The 17,363-nt window shown below is 57.4% G+C and carries 14 protein-coding genes; 6 read left to right on the forward strand and 8 right to left on the reverse strand.

The window, feature by feature from the left end; all coding sequences use genetic code 11:
* Positions 1-156: 156 nt before the first annotated feature.
* From cirA to yieE, 3 genes are all read right to left on the reverse strand, one after another.
* Entirely contained in the window at positions 157-2,127 is a 1,971-nt protein-coding gene (gene cirA / locus FY206_RS16715) for a catecholate siderophore receptor CirA (protein ID WP_032641787.1), read from the reverse strand.
* A 224-nt stretch (positions 2,128-2,351) separates the two neighbouring features.
* Positions 2,352-3,821 carry an amino acid permease gene (locus tag FY206_RS16720; RefSeq protein WP_032641789.1) on the reverse strand — a complete coding sequence of 490 codons (1,470 nt, stop codon included), beginning with the start codon at positions 3,819-3,821 and terminating at the stop codon, positions 2,352-2,354.
* 161 nt (positions 3,822-3,982) lie between these two features.
* Positions 3,983-4,849 (reverse strand): DNA-binding transcriptional regulator YeiE, encoded by an 867-nt coding sequence (gene yieE / locus FY206_RS16725; RefSeq protein WP_023312476.1) that lies wholly within the window; start codon positions 4,847-4,849, stop codon positions 3,983-3,985.
* Between the two features lie 97 nt (positions 4,850-4,946).
* Between yieE and FY206_RS16730 the strand changes: the two genes are divergently transcribed.
* Positions 4,947-5,993: a YeiH family protein gene (locus FY206_RS16730; protein ID WP_032641791.1), complete on the forward strand. Its 1,047-nt coding sequence runs from the start codon at positions 4,947-4,949 to the stop codon at positions 5,991-5,993.
* Positions 5,994-6,057: 64 nt separating this feature from the next.
* The gene (gene nfo, locus FY206_RS16735; RefSeq protein WP_032641793.1) at positions 6,058-6,915 is read left to right on the forward strand and encodes a deoxyribonuclease IV; all 858 of its coding nucleotides are present in this window, start codon (positions 6,058-6,060) and stop codon (positions 6,913-6,915) included.
* Positions 6,916-6,960: 45 nt separating this feature from the next.
* Here nfo and fruA read toward each other — a convergent pair whose 3' ends face one another.
* The 3 genes from fruA to fruB are packed head-to-tail and all read right to left on the reverse strand — an operon-like array spanning position 6,961 to position 10,725.
* Complete coding sequence (gene fruA / locus FY206_RS16740) at positions 6,961-8,640, reverse strand: PTS fructose transporter subunit IIBC (protein WP_032641795.1); 1,680 nt, start codon at positions 8,638-8,640, stop codon at positions 6,961-6,963.
* Positions 8,641-8,656: 16 nt separating this feature from the next.
* Positions 8,657-9,595, reverse strand: a complete 939-nt coding sequence (gene fruK / locus FY206_RS16745; RefSeq protein WP_008500936.1) for a 1-phosphofructokinase — start codon at positions 9,593-9,595, stop codon at positions 8,657-8,659.
* Entirely contained in the window at positions 9,595-10,725 is a 1,131-nt protein-coding gene (gene fruB, locus FY206_RS16750; protein WP_032642680.1) for a fused PTS fructose transporter subunit IIA/HPr protein, read from the reverse strand. Before fruB ends, fruK begins: the two co-directional genes overlap by 1 nt.
* Before the next feature lie 361 nt (positions 10,726-11,086).
* Between fruB and setB the strand changes: the two genes are divergently transcribed.
* Complete coding sequence (gene setB / locus FY206_RS16755) at positions 11,087-12,268, forward strand: sugar efflux transporter SetB (RefSeq protein ID WP_032641798.1); 1,182 nt, start codon at positions 11,087-11,089, stop codon at positions 12,266-12,268.
* On the opposite strand, the gene FY206_RS16760 is transcribed toward setB, so the two are convergent.
* Positions 12,265-12,519, reverse strand: a complete 255-nt coding sequence (locus FY206_RS16760) for a YkgJ family cysteine cluster protein (protein ID WP_032641801.1) — start codon at positions 12,517-12,519, stop codon at positions 12,265-12,267. The two genes, setB and FY206_RS16760, sit on opposite strands and share 4 nt — an antisense overlap.
* A 164-nt stretch (positions 12,520-12,683) precedes the next feature.
* On the opposite strand from FY206_RS16760, the gene yeiP reads away from it, so the two are divergent.
* Positions 12,684-13,256, forward strand: a complete 573-nt coding sequence (gene yeiP, locus FY206_RS16765) for an elongation factor P-like protein YeiP (RefSeq protein WP_008500940.1) — start codon at positions 12,684-12,686, stop codon at positions 13,254-13,256.
* Between the two features lie 117 nt (positions 13,257-13,373).
* Here the strand turns inward: yeiP and uxuA are convergent, their stop codons facing one another.
* A complete protein-coding gene (gene uxuA / locus FY206_RS16770) occupies positions 13,374-14,564 on the reverse strand; it encodes a mannonate dehydratase (protein ID WP_032641803.1) in 1,191 nt (396 codons plus the stop codon).
* A 205-nt stretch (positions 14,565-14,769) separates the two neighbouring features.
* On the opposite strand from uxuA, the gene FY206_RS16775 reads away from it, so the two are divergent.
* Positions 14,770-16,236: a mannitol dehydrogenase family protein gene (locus FY206_RS16775; RefSeq protein WP_032641805.1), complete on the forward strand. Its 1,467-nt coding sequence runs from the start codon at positions 14,770-14,772 to the stop codon at positions 16,234-16,236.
* 122 nt (positions 16,237-16,358) lie between these two features.
* A complete protein-coding gene (locus tag FY206_RS16780) occupies positions 16,359-17,345 on the forward strand; it encodes a CobW family GTP-binding protein (protein WP_032641807.1) in 987 nt (328 codons plus the stop codon).
* Positions 17,346-17,363: the final 18 nt, after the last annotated feature.

The raw sequence follows: 17,363 nt of genomic DNA on the forward strand, positions 1-17,363 counted from the left end.
CGACTCCATAAACGGGTTCTTATGCCTTAGTTGTAAGTGTCTACCATGTCCCCGAACAAGTGTTCACTATGTCCCCGGACTGTACACCCACAGGGAGAGGGAACAAACACGAAAAACGGCAACTTACGTTGCCGTTTTGCTTTTACCTTGGCCACATCAGAACTGATAATCCACGCCCACAAAGTAGCGACGGCCATCTTCCGTATAGCTGTAATCGTCCCGACTCAGATCTTTGTCCAGCAGGTTCTGCACGCCCGCGCGCAGCTTCACGCTTTTCGTCGCCTGCCACGCGGCACCGGTATTCCAGATGACGTAGCCACCCGGCGTTGGTGCACTGCTGGTCAGCGCGCGTTTCTCACCGGTGTAGTTGCCCTGAACATAGAACGACCAGTCCTGGGTCGCCTTCCAGTCAACGGTTCCGTTGGCGGTATGGAACGGCAGATCGGACAGCGGCTTGTTGCCGCCGTTGCTGATATCACGACCGTCGTTGTAGGTGTAGTTCAGGGTCACCTTCCAGTCGTCCGCCAGCGGGAATTTCAGCTCGGTCTCCACCCCGCGGATCCGCGCCTTGTTAACGTTGTAGTAGCGGAAAATCGGCTCGCCGTCCGCGTTCAGGCCAACGTAGTTAGGGTAACTCTGCGCCTGGTTCACGTTCGCCGTACGGCTAATGCTGATGCGGTCATCAACATTATTCTGGAAGGTGGTGATACTGGCCTGTACGCCCTCTAGCCAGCCCTCTTCCCCGCTGTAGTAAAGACCGAATTCAAAGCTCTCGCTGGTTTCCGGCTTCAGGTCCGGGTTACCCACAATCTCACAGGCACCGCGGCACGAGCCGGTGATCCAGTCCGGGCTCAGCTGGAGCAGTGACGGGGCTTTAAACGCCGTAGCCCAGCCCCCCTTCACCGTGACGGTATCCGTCGCGTTGTAGACCAGATAGGCGCGCGGGCTCCAGTGGTCGCCGTAGGTATCATGGTCGTCCATACGGATGCCGGTGGTCAGCGCCAGAGGTTCAAAGATGCGCCACTCATCCTCAAGGAACAGCGCGTACTGGCTTGTCGACGTACTGCTGCCGGAGCCGCCCGTCAGGTTGACCGGATCTTTCAGCTTATCGTGACGCCATTCGCCGCCGAAGGTCATCATCTGGTTGATTTCGCCCAGCGGCAGCACGTATTTCCCGTCCACCGCGTTGCTCTCGGAGGTGATCGGATTGCTGTTGCCCGGGTTTTTGTTATCGACCTTCTCGCCGTAAACCTTCAGCTCGCTGTTGCCCACACCCCAGCGGCCGTTGTGGCTGAGAGAGTAGTTCTGACGCTCGAGGCGGTTTTTGTCGAGGGAATCCGAGTCGCGATCCTGACGGTCAAAACCGTAGCCCGCCGTAAAGTCGTGATTTTCAGACGGCGTCCACGCGAACTCCACGTTGGCATCGCGGCTGGTAAAGCCCTCAATGCGCGGGGTTTCACCGCTCGCCGTGGTAGAGGACTTCTGCTGGCCGTCTTTCTCACGCTTTGCGAGGCTACCGTAGGCTTTCAGCCCCAGCAGGCCGTCCACCAGCGGGCCGCTGGTATAGAACTGACCGTTGTAGGTGTCTCCACGATCGCGATGCTCCTGAATGGTGGAATCGGCGCTCAGGGTGCCCGTCCATTTCTGGCCGATTTTTTTGGTGATGATGTTCACCACGCCGCCCAGCGCATCGGAGCCGTATAGCGAGGACATCGGGCCGCGCACCACTTCGATGCGTTCAATGGCGTCAACCGGCACCCAGCTGAGGTCGAAATCATTATGGCGGAATACCGCGTTACGGGAATTGACGCGCTTGCCGTCGATCAGGATCAGCGTATAGCTGCTGTCCAGGCCGCGAATGCTTACCCCTTTACGGTTGTCCCCTTCGCTGGTGAGCTGTACGCCCGGCACATCCCGTAACACATCTTTCAGGTTCTGAACGGGTTTGCGCTGCAAATCTTCCTGGGTAATTACGCTGATGCTTGCCGGCGCGTCTTTCAGGTTTTGCTCGGTCGCGGAGGCCGTGACAACCATTGTGTCGCCGGATTCCGCTGCGATAACAGGCAGGGCCAGGGACATTGCGGACGCGCAAAGTCCTCCCCTGACGAAGGGATTCAACCTAAACATTCCATATCTCCATGAGGTAAATACAACTCAATCAAATCATCATTGCTCACGCGTCTTCCTTGCCGCCCACGTCTGCGGTGGGTCGGTGACACGTTTATTTTTGATAACGATAAAGCAAACGATAATTATTATCAATTAAATTGTTAAGAAATATATCTTTGTTTCTGCGGAGCGGGCATAAAAAAACCCGCTCAAACGAGCGGGTTGAAAGAGAGGAATTGCGGTTATTTTTTAAATCGTTCCGGGAATTCCATTTCACTGTAGCGAACGAAGTGTGTTCCTTTCGTCAGCTTGTAACCAAACCAGATGACGAGGAACAGCGGAATACCAATGTAGGTCGCCGTGACGGCGCCCCAGTCAATGGTGTCCGCCAGGAACGCTTCATAGTTCTGTCCCAGCGTAATAATCAGGCACAGAATGAAGGCGAAAATGGGACCCAGCGGGAAGAACCCTGAGCGATACGGCAGCTGATTAACGTCATAACCCTGTTTGACGTAGCCACGGCGGAAACGATAGTGGCTAATGGCAATCCCCAGCCAGGCGATAAAGCCCGTCATCCCGGAGGTGTTCAGCAGCCACAGGTATACCGTCTGGTTGCCAAACATGGAGGTCAGGAAGCACAGACCGGCAATCACCGTTGTAGCGTACAGCGCGTTACGCGGTACGCCGCCGCGGGACAGCTTCGCGAAAATACGCGGCGCTTTACCGTCGCAGGCCAGCGTGTAGAGCATACGGGTAGAGGCGTACATCCCGGAGTTACCGGCTGACAGGACGGCGGTCAGGATAACGGCGTTCATCACTGCCGCGGCAGAAAGCAGACCGGCGTGCTGGAAGACCAGCGTGAACGGGCTGACGCTAATGTCTTTAACGTCATTACGCAGCAGGCTTGGATCGGTATACGGAATGATCAGGCTGATAATCAGGATCGCAAATACATAGAACAGCAGGATACGCCAGAAGACCTGACGAACCGCGCGCGGAATGTTTTTCTCCGGGTTCTCTGACTCACCGGCGGCGATACCGATCAGCTCGGTCCCCTGGAAGGAGAAGCCGACAATCATCGCCACGCCAATCATGGCCGACAGTCCGCCGGCAAACGGCGCATCGCCTATTGTCCAGTTGCTCCAGCCCGCAGGTTCTGCGCCTTTGAAAATACCAACGATCATCGCCACACCGACGACGATAAAGATGATGACGGTTGCCACTTTGATCAAAGAGAACCAGTATTCCGCTTCGCCGAAACCGCGCACGGAGATGTAGTTCAGCAGGAAGATGACGGCGAGGAACAGGGCGCTCCAGATCCAGCCCGGCGTATCCGGGAACCACCAGTTCATCACCAGCTGCGCGGCGACGAGGTCAACGGCGATAGTGACCGCCCAGTTGTACCAGTAGTTCCAGCCCAGCGCGAAGCCAAAGCCTTCCTCAACGTATTTTTGCCCGTAGGTCGAGAACGAACCGGATACCGGCATATACGCGGCCAGTTCGCCGAGGCTGGTCATCAGGAAGTACACCATCAGGCCAATCAGAATATAAGAGAATAATGCCCCACCCGGGCCGGCTGCCGAAATCGTTGCGCCAGAGGCAACGAAAAGACCTGTACCGATTGAGCCGCCAATGGCGATCATCGTCAGGTGACGCGCCTTGAGTTCACGACGTAGCGTGGGCGCTTCTGTGGTTTTAATTTCTGAAACCATGTGAAAATGCTGTCCATTCAATAAATGAGGCGCGATTGTAGCAGACGATCGCCATTCCTTCCGGCAGAAATACCCAGTTATAAGAGAGCTTCATGACGCGGCCAGGATTATAAGTAAAGCATCATTTTTCCCTCTCCCCTTTGGGGAGAGTGAGGCGAATGTTAAATGGCGCAGTAGCGCAGAAAACGCTGCAGCGAGCTGGAAAGGTGTTTCTGACGATGGTGAATACACCACAGCGTGCGCACAAGCTTCGGCAATGGAACCGGGATCTCAACCAGCGATCCGGTCTCAAGCTGTTCGGCAATCACCCGCCGGGAAAGACAGCTGATCCCCAGACCGTGGCGCACCGCGTGCTTGATGGCCTCCGAGTTCCCCAGCTCCATTCCTAACTGGAAATGCGGCAGATGAGACAGCAGCAGGTAATCGACTATTTCACGCGTGCCGGAGCCCTGTTCGCGCAGGATCCACTGCGCCTGCGCCAGGCGCTCCAGCGTCACCTCGCCCTGCAGTAGCGACGAGGCCGGGGAGGCAAACACCACCAGCTCATCTTCCAGCCAGGGCTCGGCAATGATATCGACATTGTGGCACGGGCCTTCAATAAGACCGATATCCACGCGGAAATCGATCACCGCGTTGATCACGTCCTGGCTATTGCCCACGCTCATCTCGAGCGGAAGCGTCGGGAAATCCCGGCGGTAGCGGGCAATCACCTCCGGCAGGATATAGTTTCCGATGGTGCTGCTGGCGTATACGCGTATCGCGCCGTTGTCTTCACGGAACAGCTGTTCGATTTCGATAGCCTGCTCCAGCAGCGCCAGCGCGCGTGGATAAAGAAGACGGCCGTGCTCGTTGACCACCAGACGCTTCCCTACCCTGTCGAAAAGCTGGACGCCCAGCTGTCCTTCAAGATCGGTCAACGCCGCGCTGACCGCGGACTGAGAGAGCGCCAGCATTTGTGACGCCTGGGTCGTCGAGCCGCTTTTCAGCACCTCGGCAAACACTTCCAGCTGACGCAAGGTAATGTGCATGGTTGCTTACCACTTATATAGATTGATTATAAGTATATAATCAATTTTATTTTTAAGCCAGAGCGCCGTAACCTTTAGCCAGACAAAGGAGAAGGTTATGTCAGAAATCACCTTACAACATCATCGTACAGTGTGGCACTTCGTGCCGGGTCTTGCGCTCAGCGCCGTCGTCACAGGTGTGGCCTTATGGGGCGGCAGTATACCGGCAGTGGCCGGTGCAGGGTTTAGTGCATTAACGCTGGCTATTTTGCTCGGCATGGTCGTGGGAAATACCGTTTATCCGCACATCTGGAAATCCTGCGACGGCGGCGTGATTTTTGCCAAACAGCACCTGCTGCGTCTCGGGATCATTCTTTACGGCTTCCGCCTCACCTTTTCGCAGATTGCGGACGTGGGCGTGAGCGGGATTGCCATTGACGTCCTGACCCTGACCAGCACCTTTTTGCTGGCCTGCTTTATCGGTCAGAAAGTCTTTGGACTGGATAAGCAAACCAGCTGGCTGATCGGCGCCGGGAGCAGCATCTGCGGCGCGGCGGCGGTGCTGGCAACGGAGCCCGTCGTTAAGGCCGAAGCCAGCAAGGTGACCGTGGCGGTGGCGACGGTCGTCATCTTCGGTACGCTGGCGATTTTCCTCTACCCGGCCTTGTATCCGCTGGTGGCCCACTGGTTTAGCCCGGAAACCTACGGCATCTATATCGGTTCGACGATGCACGAAGTGGCCCAGGTGGTGGCGGCAGGTCACGCCATTAACCCGGAAGCGGAAAACGCGGCGGTGATTGCCAAAATGCTGCGCGTAATGATGCTGGCGCCGTTCCTGATTTTCCTCGCGGCGCGGGTTAAGCAGCTGGCACCGGCAAACAGCAATCAGAAGAGTAAAATCACCATTCCGTGGTTTGCGATCCTGTTCATCGTGGTGGCAATTTTCAACTCCTTCCACCTGCTGCCGCAAGCGGTCGTGGATATGCTGGTGACGCTGGATACCGTGCTGCTGGCGATGGCCATGGCGGCGCTGGGGGTGACCACGCACGTCAGCGCGCTGAAAAAAGCCGGGGCGAAACCGCTGCTGATGGCGCTGGTGCTCTTCATCTGGCTGATTGTCGGGGGCGGCGCGATTAACCTCGCGGTCCATAGCCTGATGGCATAAACCATCTCGTCCTTCTCCTGCTAACCCGCTATCATAGGCGTTTCGGGTTAGCAGGAGTTTTTTTATGAAATATGTTGGAGCGCACGTCAGCGCTGCCGGTGGCCTCGCGAATGCCGCCATTCGCGCCGCCGAAATTGAGGCGACCGCTTTCGCCCTGTTCACCAAAAACCAGCGCCAGTGGCGCGCCGCACCGCTCACCGCTGAGGTGATTGATGATTTCAAAGCCGCCTGTGAGAAATACCGCTACGGGCCCGGCCAGATCCTTCCCCACGACAGCTACCTGATCAACCTCGGTCACCCGGTTGAAGAGGCGCTGGAAAAATCCCGCGAGGCGTTTCTTGATGAAGTGCAGCGCTGCGAACAGCTGGGGCTGACGCTGCTGAACTTCCATCCGGGTAGCCATCTGATGCAGATCGATGAAGACGCCTGCCTGGCGCGCATTGCCGAGTCCATCAACATTACCCTGGACAAGACCAAAGGCGTCACGGCGGTGATTGAGAATACCGCCGGTCAGGGCAGCAACCTCGGCTTTAAGTTCGAACATCTGGCGGCAATCATTGACGGCGTGGAGGATAAATCCCGCGTCGGCGTGTGTATTGATACCTGCCACGCGTTTGCGGCCGGCTATGACCTGCGCACAACCGAGGCGACGAAAAACACGTTTGATGAGTTCGAGCGCATTGTGGGCTTTCAGTACCTGCGCGGCATGCACTTAAACGATGCGAAAAGCGCCTTTGGCAGCCGCGTTGACCGCCACCACAGCCTGGGCGAAGGCAATATTGGCCACGATGCGTTTCGCTTCATCATGCAGGATGCTCGCTTCGACGGCATCCCGATGGTGCTGGAGACCATTAATCCCGACATCTGGGCAGAAGAGATCGCCTGGCTGAAGGCACAGCAAACCGCTGAACAGGCGGCATAAAAAAAGCCGGGTGCTAAGCAACCCGGCTTTTTTATTGCGTATCGCTTACGCCGCTTTTGCGACTACTTCCGCTTCCGGACGTTTCAGCACCGCGTAAGAGAGACCCGCCACCAGCGTACCGGCAATGATTGCCAGCAGGTAACCCAGTACCGGGGTGATGGCGCCAGGGATCAGCAGGACGAACAGACCGCCGTGCGGTGCCATCAGCTTCGCGCCAATCGCCATGGAGATGGCCCCCGTTACCGCACCGCCGACGATACAGCACGGCAGCACGCGCATCGGATCGCGCGCCGCAAACGGAATCGCCCCTTCGGTGATGAAGCACAGACCCAGCACCAGCGCCGCTTTACCGCCTTCCTGCTGCGCTTTGTCGAACTTACGACGGGCGATAATGGTCGCCAGGCCGAGCGCCAGAGGTGGCACCATACCGGCCGCCATGATGGCCGCCATCGGCGCGTAGGTCTGGGTACTCAGCAGGCCAACGCCAAACGCGTATGCCGCTTTGTTCACCGGACCGCCCATGTCGGTACACATCATGCCGCCGAGGATTGCGCCCAGCAGAACCGCGTTCGCGGTACCCATGGTTTGCAGCCAGTGGGTCAGGCCCGCCAGGATGCCCGAAACCGGCTTACCAATCAGGTAAATCATCGCCAGGCCGACCACCAGGCTGGAAATCAGCGGGATGATCAGGATTGGCTTCAGCGCCTCCATACTCTGCGGCAGCTTGAGCTTCGAGCTGATCAGCTTCGCGACGTAACCGGCCAGGAAACCGGCGATGATGCCGCCGATAAAGCCGGAACCGGTGCTTACGGCCAGCATACCGCCGATAAGACCCGGCGTCAGGCCAGGACGGTCAGCGATGGAGAAGGCAATAAAGCCTGCCAGAACCGGCACCATCAGCGCGAAGGCTGAACCACCGCCGATCTGCATCAGCGCAGCCGCAAGGGTACCTTCTTCTTTAAATGCGGTAATACCAAACGCGAACGACAGCGCGATACACAGACCACCCGCCACCACCATCGGCAGCATGTAAGAGACGCCGGTCAGCAGGTGACGATAGGCGCCTGCGGACTCTTTCTTACCTTCCGTCGCGGTTTTAGCCGCACCGGTAGCCTGGTAAGGTTTGGCTTCCGCCAGCGCCTTATCAAACTCCTGCGCGGTCTTTTTCAGCGCCAGGCCGGTCGAGGTGCGGTACATCGGTTTACCGGCAAACTTCGCCAGATCCACTTCGATATCCGCCGCCACAATCACCAGATCGGCTTCCGCCACTTCTTCCGGGGTGATAGCGTTGCCGGCACCCACGGAGCCACGGGTTTCGACTTTTACCCACCAGCCGCGTTTTTTCGCTTCGGTTTCAATGGCTTCAGCCGCCATAAAGGTGTGCGCCACGCCCGTCGGGCAGGCCGTCACCGCAACAATGCGTTTCGGACCCGCGGCCTGAGCCGTCGCGACCGGCGCGCTGTAGACAGACGCGTGGCCTTTCGCTTCGCTCAGGAACAGTTCCGGATGGGCCACCGCGCGATTAATATCGCCGAGCCACACTTTTTTGCCGTTCAGCGCACTGTCAGCCGGGATTTTGTCGCCCAGGACAATGGCCAGTTCTGCATCGACTGGATTATCGATAATCTCCAGATGCGCTTTTTGTGCCGCCGCGCCCAGCAAGGTCTTCGCCATATAGGCGCGGGCCTGTCCGAGACCGGAGTCAACGATCAGCAGCGTTTTCATTATTCCTCTCCTGCTGTTAGTTAAAAGGTTTTAAGTCAACGCGCGCCATCATCGCGGCTAACTGGGTACGATCGGTAATACCGACATTGCTCTGGCTCACGGCCAGGGCAGCAACGGCGGTGGCAAGACGTAACGTATGTTCACTGGATTCACGCATCAGCAGGCCGTAGATCAGGCCGCCAACCATGGAATCCCCTGCGCCAACGGTACTCACAACCTCCATTGACGGCGGTTTGGCGATCCATTCGCCAGACGCGTTAACCCACAGCGCGCCTTCTGCACCAAGAGAGATAACCACGTGAGCGATCCCCTGCTCGCGCAGCGCATGGGCAGCGTCAATCACATCTTTTAATTCTGGCAGCTTACGGCCCGCCCAGATTTCCAGCTCGCGGCGATTCGGCTTCACCAGCCACGGAGAGGCTTTCAGGCCCGCAACCAGCGCGTCGCGGCTGCTGTCAAAAATGATGCACGGGCACTGGCTGCGCAGGCGCGTCATCCAGTCGGTAAAGGCTTCCGGGCTCACGCCGGACGGCAGGCTCCCGCTGACGCAGACCATGTCAAACTGGCCCAGCCAGGTCAGAGAGTCGTTCACAAAACGCTCCCAGTCCGACGGGGTGACTTCGAAGCCAGAGAAGTTCAGGTCGGTCACTTCACCGTCTTTCTCCGTCAGCTTAACGTTGATGCGGGTACGGCCCTGAACAACCTGAAAACGGTTAGCAATACCCAGCTCGCTGAACAGCTGCTGGAAACCATCCTGGTTATCTTTACCGAGGAATCCCCCCACGGTGACGTCGATACCGAGATCCTTGAGCACTTTCGCGACGTTGATCCCTTTGCCCGCAGCATGCAGGCCGGTGGTACGCACGAGGTTGACTTCGCCGCGCTCAATTTCCGGGCAAAATCCTACCAGGTCATAAGCCGGGTTCAGCGTAATAGTCGCAACACGTCTGCTCATTATGCGCCCTCCCCCAGACCTGCCGCGATGGCGTCGCCAATCGCTTTCAGCGCCTGTTCAGCATCGGCCCCCTGCGCGGTGAAGCGCAGACGGTGGCCTTTCTTCACGCCCAGCGCGACCACTTTCATCAGGCTACGGCCGTTGGCCGGTTTGCCCGTGCCGTCAAGATTCGCCACGGTGATCTCACTCTCGAACTGTTTAATGGTATTCACCAGCATGGTGCCCGGACGGGCATGCAGACCGTGTTCGTTACGGACCACGAACTCAGCGGTCTGCACGTCTTCCTGCAGCGCATCATCGCTGGTCAGCAGTGCCAGCACGGTGGAGGCATCGGCGTTCAGCAGTTTTTCAGCCTGGTTGTTCAGCAGCAGATCGCCCAGACGCTTCAGCACGGAAACCGGCTGTTCATCGTTAATCGCTACGGTCACCAGCATGGCCGCGCGCTCGCCTTCGACGTCAAACGCAGTGGCCGCACGGCTCACGGCGATAGCGCTGCGCAGGTTGCCTTCAGCACTGTCGTTCAGCCAGATACCCTGACCGAGATTCAGCGGCTTATCGTTAATCACGCGCGTCACAAACGTGGCATCCGCCGCGCCGGCCTCTTTCAGACGACCCGCGTTCAGCGCCTGCAGCGTCACCAGATCGGAGGCAACCACATCCAGCGTCAGCGTTTCATTATCCAGCTTCAGCGCTTCGCTCTGTTTTTCGCCCATCAGTAAGGCGCGCAGCTCTTCAGCAGTCGTGGCGGACTTCAGCTGTTCCGCCACCGCGTCATCGCTCAGGACATGCGTCAGCTGACGCAGCAGGCCTAAATGTTCGTCGCTGCTGGCCGCGATCCCGATTGCCACATACGCCACCTGACCGTCGCCCCAGAGCACGCCCTGAGGGAACTGATAAACCTTCACGCCGGTTTTCAGCACCTGGTCACGGGTGTCGGTAGTGCCGTGCGGAATGGCAATCCCATTACCGAGGAAGGTGGAGGTTTGCTGCTCGCGGGCCAGCATGCCGTTGACATAGCCGTCCGCGACGTTACCCGCCTGCACAAGCGCAGCGGCAACCTGGCGAATAGCCTCTTCTTTATCCCCGGCCTGAGCGCCCGGGTGGATATCCTGAACAGATAACTGGAACATGGTTCTCCACTCCTGCTGAACTTGAATCGTTTCAGCTTTAATGAGAAAAAATGCGCTAGCCTGCTCCGTTTGTTTAAACAAGATAGCGCTGAAACGTTTCAAAAAGTCTTGCGCTTTCTGCTATACCTTGCAAGTAAACTCGTATTTCTGATGTCAGAATTTAGAGATACAGCACATTTCTTCTTCGTTCAGCTGAATGTTGCTGAAGTTCAGCTAGCCAGTTTCAGCTGAGGTCAGCAGGATGAGAGGTAAGTTGAAATGCCATTTTGATTTTTCGTGGCATCATTGACTTCACCCACTGTTTATTTTTTAGCTAACGGCGTAAACTCCGCCCCTCTCTGCTACTCGCTAATTATAAAACATGCATAACACCCCTGCGGCCATCTCGCCGAAGCCCTTTGATTTAACCTCAGCGGCGTTTCTGATTGTTGCCTTCTTCACGGGCATTGCCGGTGCGTTACAGACGCCGACATTGAGCCTGTTTCTGACCAACGAGGTTCACGTCCGTCCGGCGATGGTCGGCTTCTTTTTTACCGGAAGCGCCATCATCGGTATCCTGGTCAGCCAGTTTCTGGCGGGACGATCCGACAGAAAAGGCGATCGCAAAAGCCTGATCGTTTTCTGCTGTCTGCTGGGGGTCATGGCCTGCGTGCTGTTTGCCTGGAACCGCAACTACTTCATTCTGCTTTTCATCGGGGTATTTCTGAGCAGCTTTGGCTCAACGGCTAACCCACAGCTGTTCGCGCTGGCCCGAGAACACGCCGACCATACCGGACGTGAAGCGGTGATGTTCAGCTCTGTCCTGCGCGCTCAGGTGTCGCTGGCATGGGTGATTGGCCCGCCGCTGGCCTACGCGCTGGCGATGGGTTTTGGCTTTACGGTGATGTACCTGAGTGCGGCCGTCGCGTTTGTGGCGTGCGGCGCGCTGGTGTGGTTTTTCCTGCCGTCCATGCGCAAAGAGCCCAAAGTGGCAACGGGCGTACTGGAAGCGCCGCGCCGTAACCGCCGCGACGCCCTGCTCCTGTTTGTTATCTGCACGCTGATGTGGGGCACTAACAGCCTGTATATCATCAATATGCCGCTGTTTATTATTGATGAACTGCACCTGCCGGAGAAGCTGGCCGGCATCATGATGGGCACCGCCGCAGGTCTGGAGATCCCGACCATGCTGATAGCGGGGTATTACGCAAAGCGCTTCGGCAAGCGTTTTTTAATGCGCATCGCCGCTGCCGCCGGTCTGCTGTTCTATATCGGTATGCTGACGGTACATACGCCGGGTCTGCTGCTGGCTTTACAGCTGCTGAACGCCATCTATATCGGCATTCTCGCCGGGATAGGCATGCTCTATTTCCAGGATCTGATGCCGGGTCAGGCAGGCTCTGCCACCACCCTGTATACTAATACCACCCGCGTGGGCTGGATTATCGCTGGCTCCCTGGCCGGCGTGGTGGCTGAAATCTGGAACTATCACACGGTGTTCTGGATTGCGCTGGTGATGTGTACGCTGACGCTCGGCTGTCTGGCGAAGATTAAAGACGTTTAAGGCGCGGTGAGCGCTTCCAGCTCAAGAAGGTACGTCATCGCCTGCTCGCGCGTGCTACCGCACATTTCGGCCGTGGGCTGAAGCCCGGAGCAGACTTTCGGGCGCAGCGGCGAACCAAAGATCATACACAGGTTGGCTTCAGAGAGCTGAACGCAGCGGGTATTGGCAGGCTTGCCCTCGGGCATTCCTGGAATGGGGCTTGAAATAGACGGTGCAGTACAGCACGCGCCACAATCGGAACGGCAATCCATAAATGCTCTCTTTCGCGGGCTCATGCCCGCGCAGTCGGGCATCGCGCGCACAGTAACACCTTTTGCGTATTGATAGCAAAAGCCACGAATTCCGCTTGCCTGAAAGGCCGCGCGCGAGTAATTTGGCGCGATATTTTTTACCTCCCGTAAACAGGATTACTGCAATGCCAAGAGCGAACGAAATTAAGAAAGGTATGGTGCTGAATTACAACGGCAAACTGCTGATTGTGAAAGATATCGACATTCAGGCCCCGAGCGCCCGTGGTGCAGCAACGCTGTACAAAATGCGTTTCGCCGATGTGCGCACCGGCCTGAAGGTCGAAGAGCGCTTCAAGGGTGACGATATCGTCGATACCGTGACCCTGACCCGCCGCTATGTCGATTTTTCCTACATCGACGGCAACGAATACGTGTTCATGGACAAAGAAGATTACACCCCGTACATCTTCACCAAAGATCAGATTGAAGAAGAGCTGCTCTTCATCCCGGAAGGCGGCATGCCTGACATGCAGGTCCTGACCTGGGACGGCGTGCTGCTGGCGCTGGAGCTGCCGCAGACCGTCGATCTGGAAATCGTTGAAACCGCGCCAGGCATCAAAGGCGCGTCAGCAAGTGCCCGCAACAAACCGGCGACCCTGACCACCGGCCTGGTTGTGCAGGTGCCGGAATACCTCTCTGCAGGCGAGAAGATCCGCATCCATATCGAAGAAAAACGCTATATGGGTCGCGCTGACTGAGTACGGCACGTGTCGGGTAGCGGCTTCGCCTTACCCGGCCTACAAAACGCAAAAACCGGCTCTCAGGCCGGTTTTTTTGTAGGCCCGGTAAGCGTTAGCGCCACCGGGCAACAGAGCTTACAGAAGCTCCGGATACTTCGTCATCTTAAGCGCCAGCTCAACGCCGCGCACTTCCGCCATCCCTTTAAGACGGCCAATCGCCGAGTAGCCCGGGTTGGTTTTCTTACGCAGATCGTCCAGCATCTGGTGGCCGTGATCCGGACGGAACGGAATAGGACGCACATCGCCCGCCTGCTTACGACGCGCCTCTTCCGCCAGAATGGCGTCTACCACCGCGACCATATTCACATCGCCGCCAAGATGCGCAGCCTCGTGGAAGGTCTTTGGATTCTCTTCACGGCAGGTCGCGCGCAGATGCGTGAAGTGGATACGATCCCCGAAGGTTTCAATCATCTGCACCAGGTCGTTATCCGCACGCACGCCGTAGGAGCCGGTACACATGGTGAAGCCATTATAAATGCTGTTGACCGTCTCTTTCAGCCACTGCATGTCTTCAAGGGTGGAGACGATGCGCGGCAGACCGAGGATAGGACGCGGTGGATCGTCCGGATGCACCGCCAGACGCACGCCGACCTCTTCCGCAACCGGCACGATAGCGCGCAGGAAATACGCCATGTTTTCGCGCAGCTGCTGCTTATCGATATCGCCATATTCCGCCAGGCGCGCGCGGAACTGATCCAGGGTATAGCCCTCTTCCGCGCCCGGCAGGCCGGCAATGATATTGCGGGTCAGCTTTTCGATGTCCGCGTCGCTGGCGGCGTTAAACCACGCGCGCGCCTGCTGCAGCTCTTCTGCGGTATAGTCCGCTTCGGCGCCAGGACGTTTCAGAATATGCAGCTCAAACGCCGCAAAGGCGATCTGGTCGAAGCGCAGCGCTTTTGAACCGTCCGGCATCTGATATTCAAGGTCGGTTCGCGTCCAGTCGAGGATAGGCATGAAGTTATAGCAGACCGTATCAATGCCGCAGGCCGCCAGGTTGCGAATGCTCTGCTGGTAGTTAGCAATCCAGGTCTGGTACTCCCCTGAATGGGTTTTGATATCTTCATGAACCGGAATGCTTTCCACCACGGACCACGTTAACCCTTTCTCCGCCAGCAGCGCCTGACGCTGTTGAATTTCCTCTACCGGCCACACCTGACCGTTAGGAATATGATGCAGCGCCGTGACGATACCCGTTGCGCCAGCCTGACGCACATCATCAAGAGAAACCGGATCGTTCGGCCCGTACCAACGCCAGGTTTGTTCCATTGCCTCACCCTCTTAAGTTGTTATACCAATATGCGTTACTTCAATGACGACTACCATACATGTTTACCGCAAAGGGTCAATATAGCGCCACACATTGATTGATCAAACTCACAGAACGGGGATATTTACGGATCACCAATTTTATTTGCTGTCATATAACTTTACACTGGCATTGTTAATTAATGGTTAATCAGGTGTGTATCTCATGAAGACAATTGCCTCCGCCGCCCTTCCAGCCCAGGTGCAGCAACCGCGCTACGATCGTGCGCAACTACGCTCCCGCATCGTTCATTTTGGCTTTGGCGCGTTTCACCGTGCGCACCAGGCATTGTTAACAAATCGGGTGCTGAATGAAAAAGGCGGCGACTGGGGCATTTGCGAGATTAGCCTCTTCAGCGGCGATGTGCTGATGAGCCAGCTGCGCGCGCAGGATCATCTGTTCACGGTGCTGGAGAAAGGAGCTGAAGGCAATGAGGCGATTATCGTCGGTGCCGTCCATGAGTGCCTGAACGCAAAGCTGGATTCCCTGCCCGCCATCATTGAGAAATTTTGTGAGCCGCAGGTGGCTATCGTGTCGCTTACCATCACGGAAAAAGGCTACTGCATCGATCCCGCCACCGGAAAGCTCGATCTGCACAACGCGCGGATAATCCACGACCTGGAAAACCCCGCAGAGCCGCACTCCGCCCCCGGGATCCTGGTCGAGGCGCTTCACCGCCGCCGCGAGCGCGGCCTGCCTGCGTTTACCGTGCTCTCGTGCGACAACATCCCTGATAACGGTCACGTGGTGAAAAACGCGGTACTGGGCATGGCGCAAAAGCGTTCTGCGGAACTGTCTGAATGGATTGATCGCCACGTGAGCTTCCCGGGAACGATGGTCGACAGGATTGTGCCCGCCGCCACGGAAGCCTCGCTGGCGGAAATTACCGACGCGCTGGGCGTGGACGATCCGTGCGCCATCAGCTGCGAGCCGTTTATTCAGTGGGTGGTGGAAGATAACTTTGTCGCTGGACGTCCGGAGTGGGAAGTCGCGGGCGTTCAGATGGTGCAGGATGTTCTGCCCTGGGAGCAGATGAAATTACGCATGCTCAACGGCAGCCACTCTTTCCTGGCGTATCTGGGGTATCTCGCGGGCTACGCCCATATTAATGAATGCATGGAGGACGCCGCGTTCCGCGACGCCGCTCGTCGCCTCATGCTGGACGAGCAGGCGCCCACCTTACGGATTAAGGATGTAGACCTCACCGCATACGCCGACAGCCTGCTTGAGCGCTTTGCCAACCCGGCCCTCCAGCATCGGACCTGGCAAATCGCGATGGACGGTAGCCAGAAACTGCCCCAGAGAATGCTGGACGGGATCCGCGTCCACCTTGAGCGAAAAACGCCGTGGCCGCTGCTGGCCCTCGGCGTGGCCGGCTGGATACGCTACGTCAGCGGCATGGATGAACGCGGCAACGCGATTGACGTTCGCGATCCCCTCAGCGATAAAATCCGCGCGATGGTTAACGCCAGCAGCGACGCCGACCGCGTCAACGCGCTGCTGGGGCTGAGTGAAGTCTTTGGTCACGATCTCCCGCAAAACAGCCTGTTTGTGGAGGCTGTCGGCCAGGCATACCGGCGCATTACTCGCCACGGCGCGCGTCAGGCTGTTATCGAAACGTTAAATATTTAACGATTATTGCGCTTAAGGCGAACGGATGTGGCCTCCGTTCGCCCTTCCCCTTCTCACCGGTCACGTTTTTCGCCAGGATAGAGAGAAGTGTTACAGCATCACAATTCTCATCTGGAGCGCACGTGACCAAAACCAACCTCATCACCGGTTTTCTCGGCAGCGGTAAAACCACCTCAATTCTCCACCTGCTGGCGAATAAAGATCCGGCCGAGAAGTGGGCCGTGCTGGTCAATGAATTTGGCGAGGTGGGCATCGACGGCGCGTTACTGTCTTCCAGCGGCGCAATGATTAAAGAGATACCCGGCGGATGCATGTGCTGCGTGAATGGCCTGCCGATGCAGGTCGGGCTCAATACGCTGCTGCGTCAGGGTAAACCCGACCGCCTGCTAATTGAACCCACCGGGCTGGGTCACCCGAAGCAGATCCTCGATTTACTGACCGCCCCGGTTTACGAGCCGTGGATCGATCTGCGCGCTACCCTGTGCCTGCTCGATCCGCGCCAGCTCCTGGATGACAAAGCGGTGGCCAATGAGAACTTCCGTGACCAGCTCGCCTCGGCTGACGTTATCGTTGCCAATAAAGACGATCGCGCCACGGCTGAAAGCCAGGCCGCGCTGGACGCGTGGTGGCAACACTTCGGCGGCAATCGCACGCGGGTGCAGGCCACTCAGGGAAATATTGATATCGCTCTGCTTGACCTTCCACGTCTCAACCTGGCTGAACTTCCGGCCAGCGCGGAACATGCGCATCGCCATCCTGTGAAACAGGGATTAGCCGCCCTTAGCCTGCCCGAACATCAGCGCTGGCGTCGTAACCTTAACAGCGGTCAGGGATATCAGGCCTGCGGGTGGATTTTTGATGCTGACATCGTTTTCGATACCATCGGGATCCTGGAGTGGGCCCGACATGCTCCCGTCGATCGCGTGAAGGGGATCATGCGCACGCCGGACGGCCTGGTGCGGATCAACCGTCAGGGCGACGATTTCTTTATTGAAACGCAAAATGTAGCGCCGCCTGATAGCCGAATAGAGTTAATTAGTGCGGTTAACGCCGACTGGAATGCCCTGCAGTCCAGCCTGTTGAGGATTCGTTTAAGTTCGGGCGGCTAACGTTGCCCCAGTTTTCAC

Source organism: Enterobacter chengduensis (assembly GCF_001984825.2).
Classification (GTDB): Bacteria; Pseudomonadota; Gammaproteobacteria; order Enterobacterales; family Enterobacteriaceae; genus Enterobacter; species Enterobacter chengduensis.

Coding starts and splice junctions, on each gene's coding strand:
- cirA (WP_032641787.1), bottom strand. CDS start 2,127: ATGTTTAGGTTGAATCCCTTCGTCAGGGGAGGACTTTGCGCGTCCGCA.
- FY206_RS16720 (WP_032641789.1), bottom strand. CDS start 3,821: ATGGTTTCAGAAATTAAAACCACAGAAGCGCCCACGCTACGTCGTGAA.
- yieE (WP_023312476.1), bottom strand. CDS start 4,849: ATGCACATTACCTTGCGTCAGCTGGAAGTGTTTGCCGAGGTGCTGAAA.
- FY206_RS16730 (WP_032641791.1), top strand. CDS start 4,947: ATGTCAGAAATCACCTTACAACATCATCGTACAGTGTGGCACTTCGTG.
- nfo (WP_032641793.1), top strand. CDS start 6,058: ATGAAATATGTTGGAGCGCACGTCAGCGCTGCCGGTGGCCTCGCGAAT.
- fruA (WP_032641795.1), bottom strand. CDS start 8,640: ATGAAAACGCTGCTGATCGTTGACTCCGGTCTCGGACAGGCCCGCGCC.
- fruK (WP_008500936.1), bottom strand. CDS start 9,595: ATGAGCAGACGTGTTGCGACTATTACGCTGAACCCGGCTTATGACCTG.
- fruB (WP_032642680.1), bottom strand. CDS start 10,725: ATGTTCCAGTTATCTGTTCAGGATATCCACCCGGGCGCTCAGGCCGGG.
- setB (WP_032641798.1), top strand. CDS start 11,087: ATGCATAACACCCCTGCGGCCATCTCGCCGAAGCCCTTTGATTTAACC.
- FY206_RS16760 (WP_032641801.1), bottom strand. CDS start 12,519: ATGGATTGCCGTTCCGATTGTGGCGCGTGCTGTACTGCACCGTCTATT.
- yeiP (WP_008500940.1), top strand. CDS start 12,684: ATGCCAAGAGCGAACGAAATTAAGAAAGGTATGGTGCTGAATTACAAC.
- uxuA (WP_032641803.1), bottom strand. CDS start 14,564: ATGGAACAAACCTGGCGTTGGTACGGGCCGAACGATCCGGTTTCTCTT.
- FY206_RS16775 (WP_032641805.1), top strand. CDS start 14,770: ATGAAGACAATTGCCTCCGCCGCCCTTCCAGCCCAGGTGCAGCAACCG.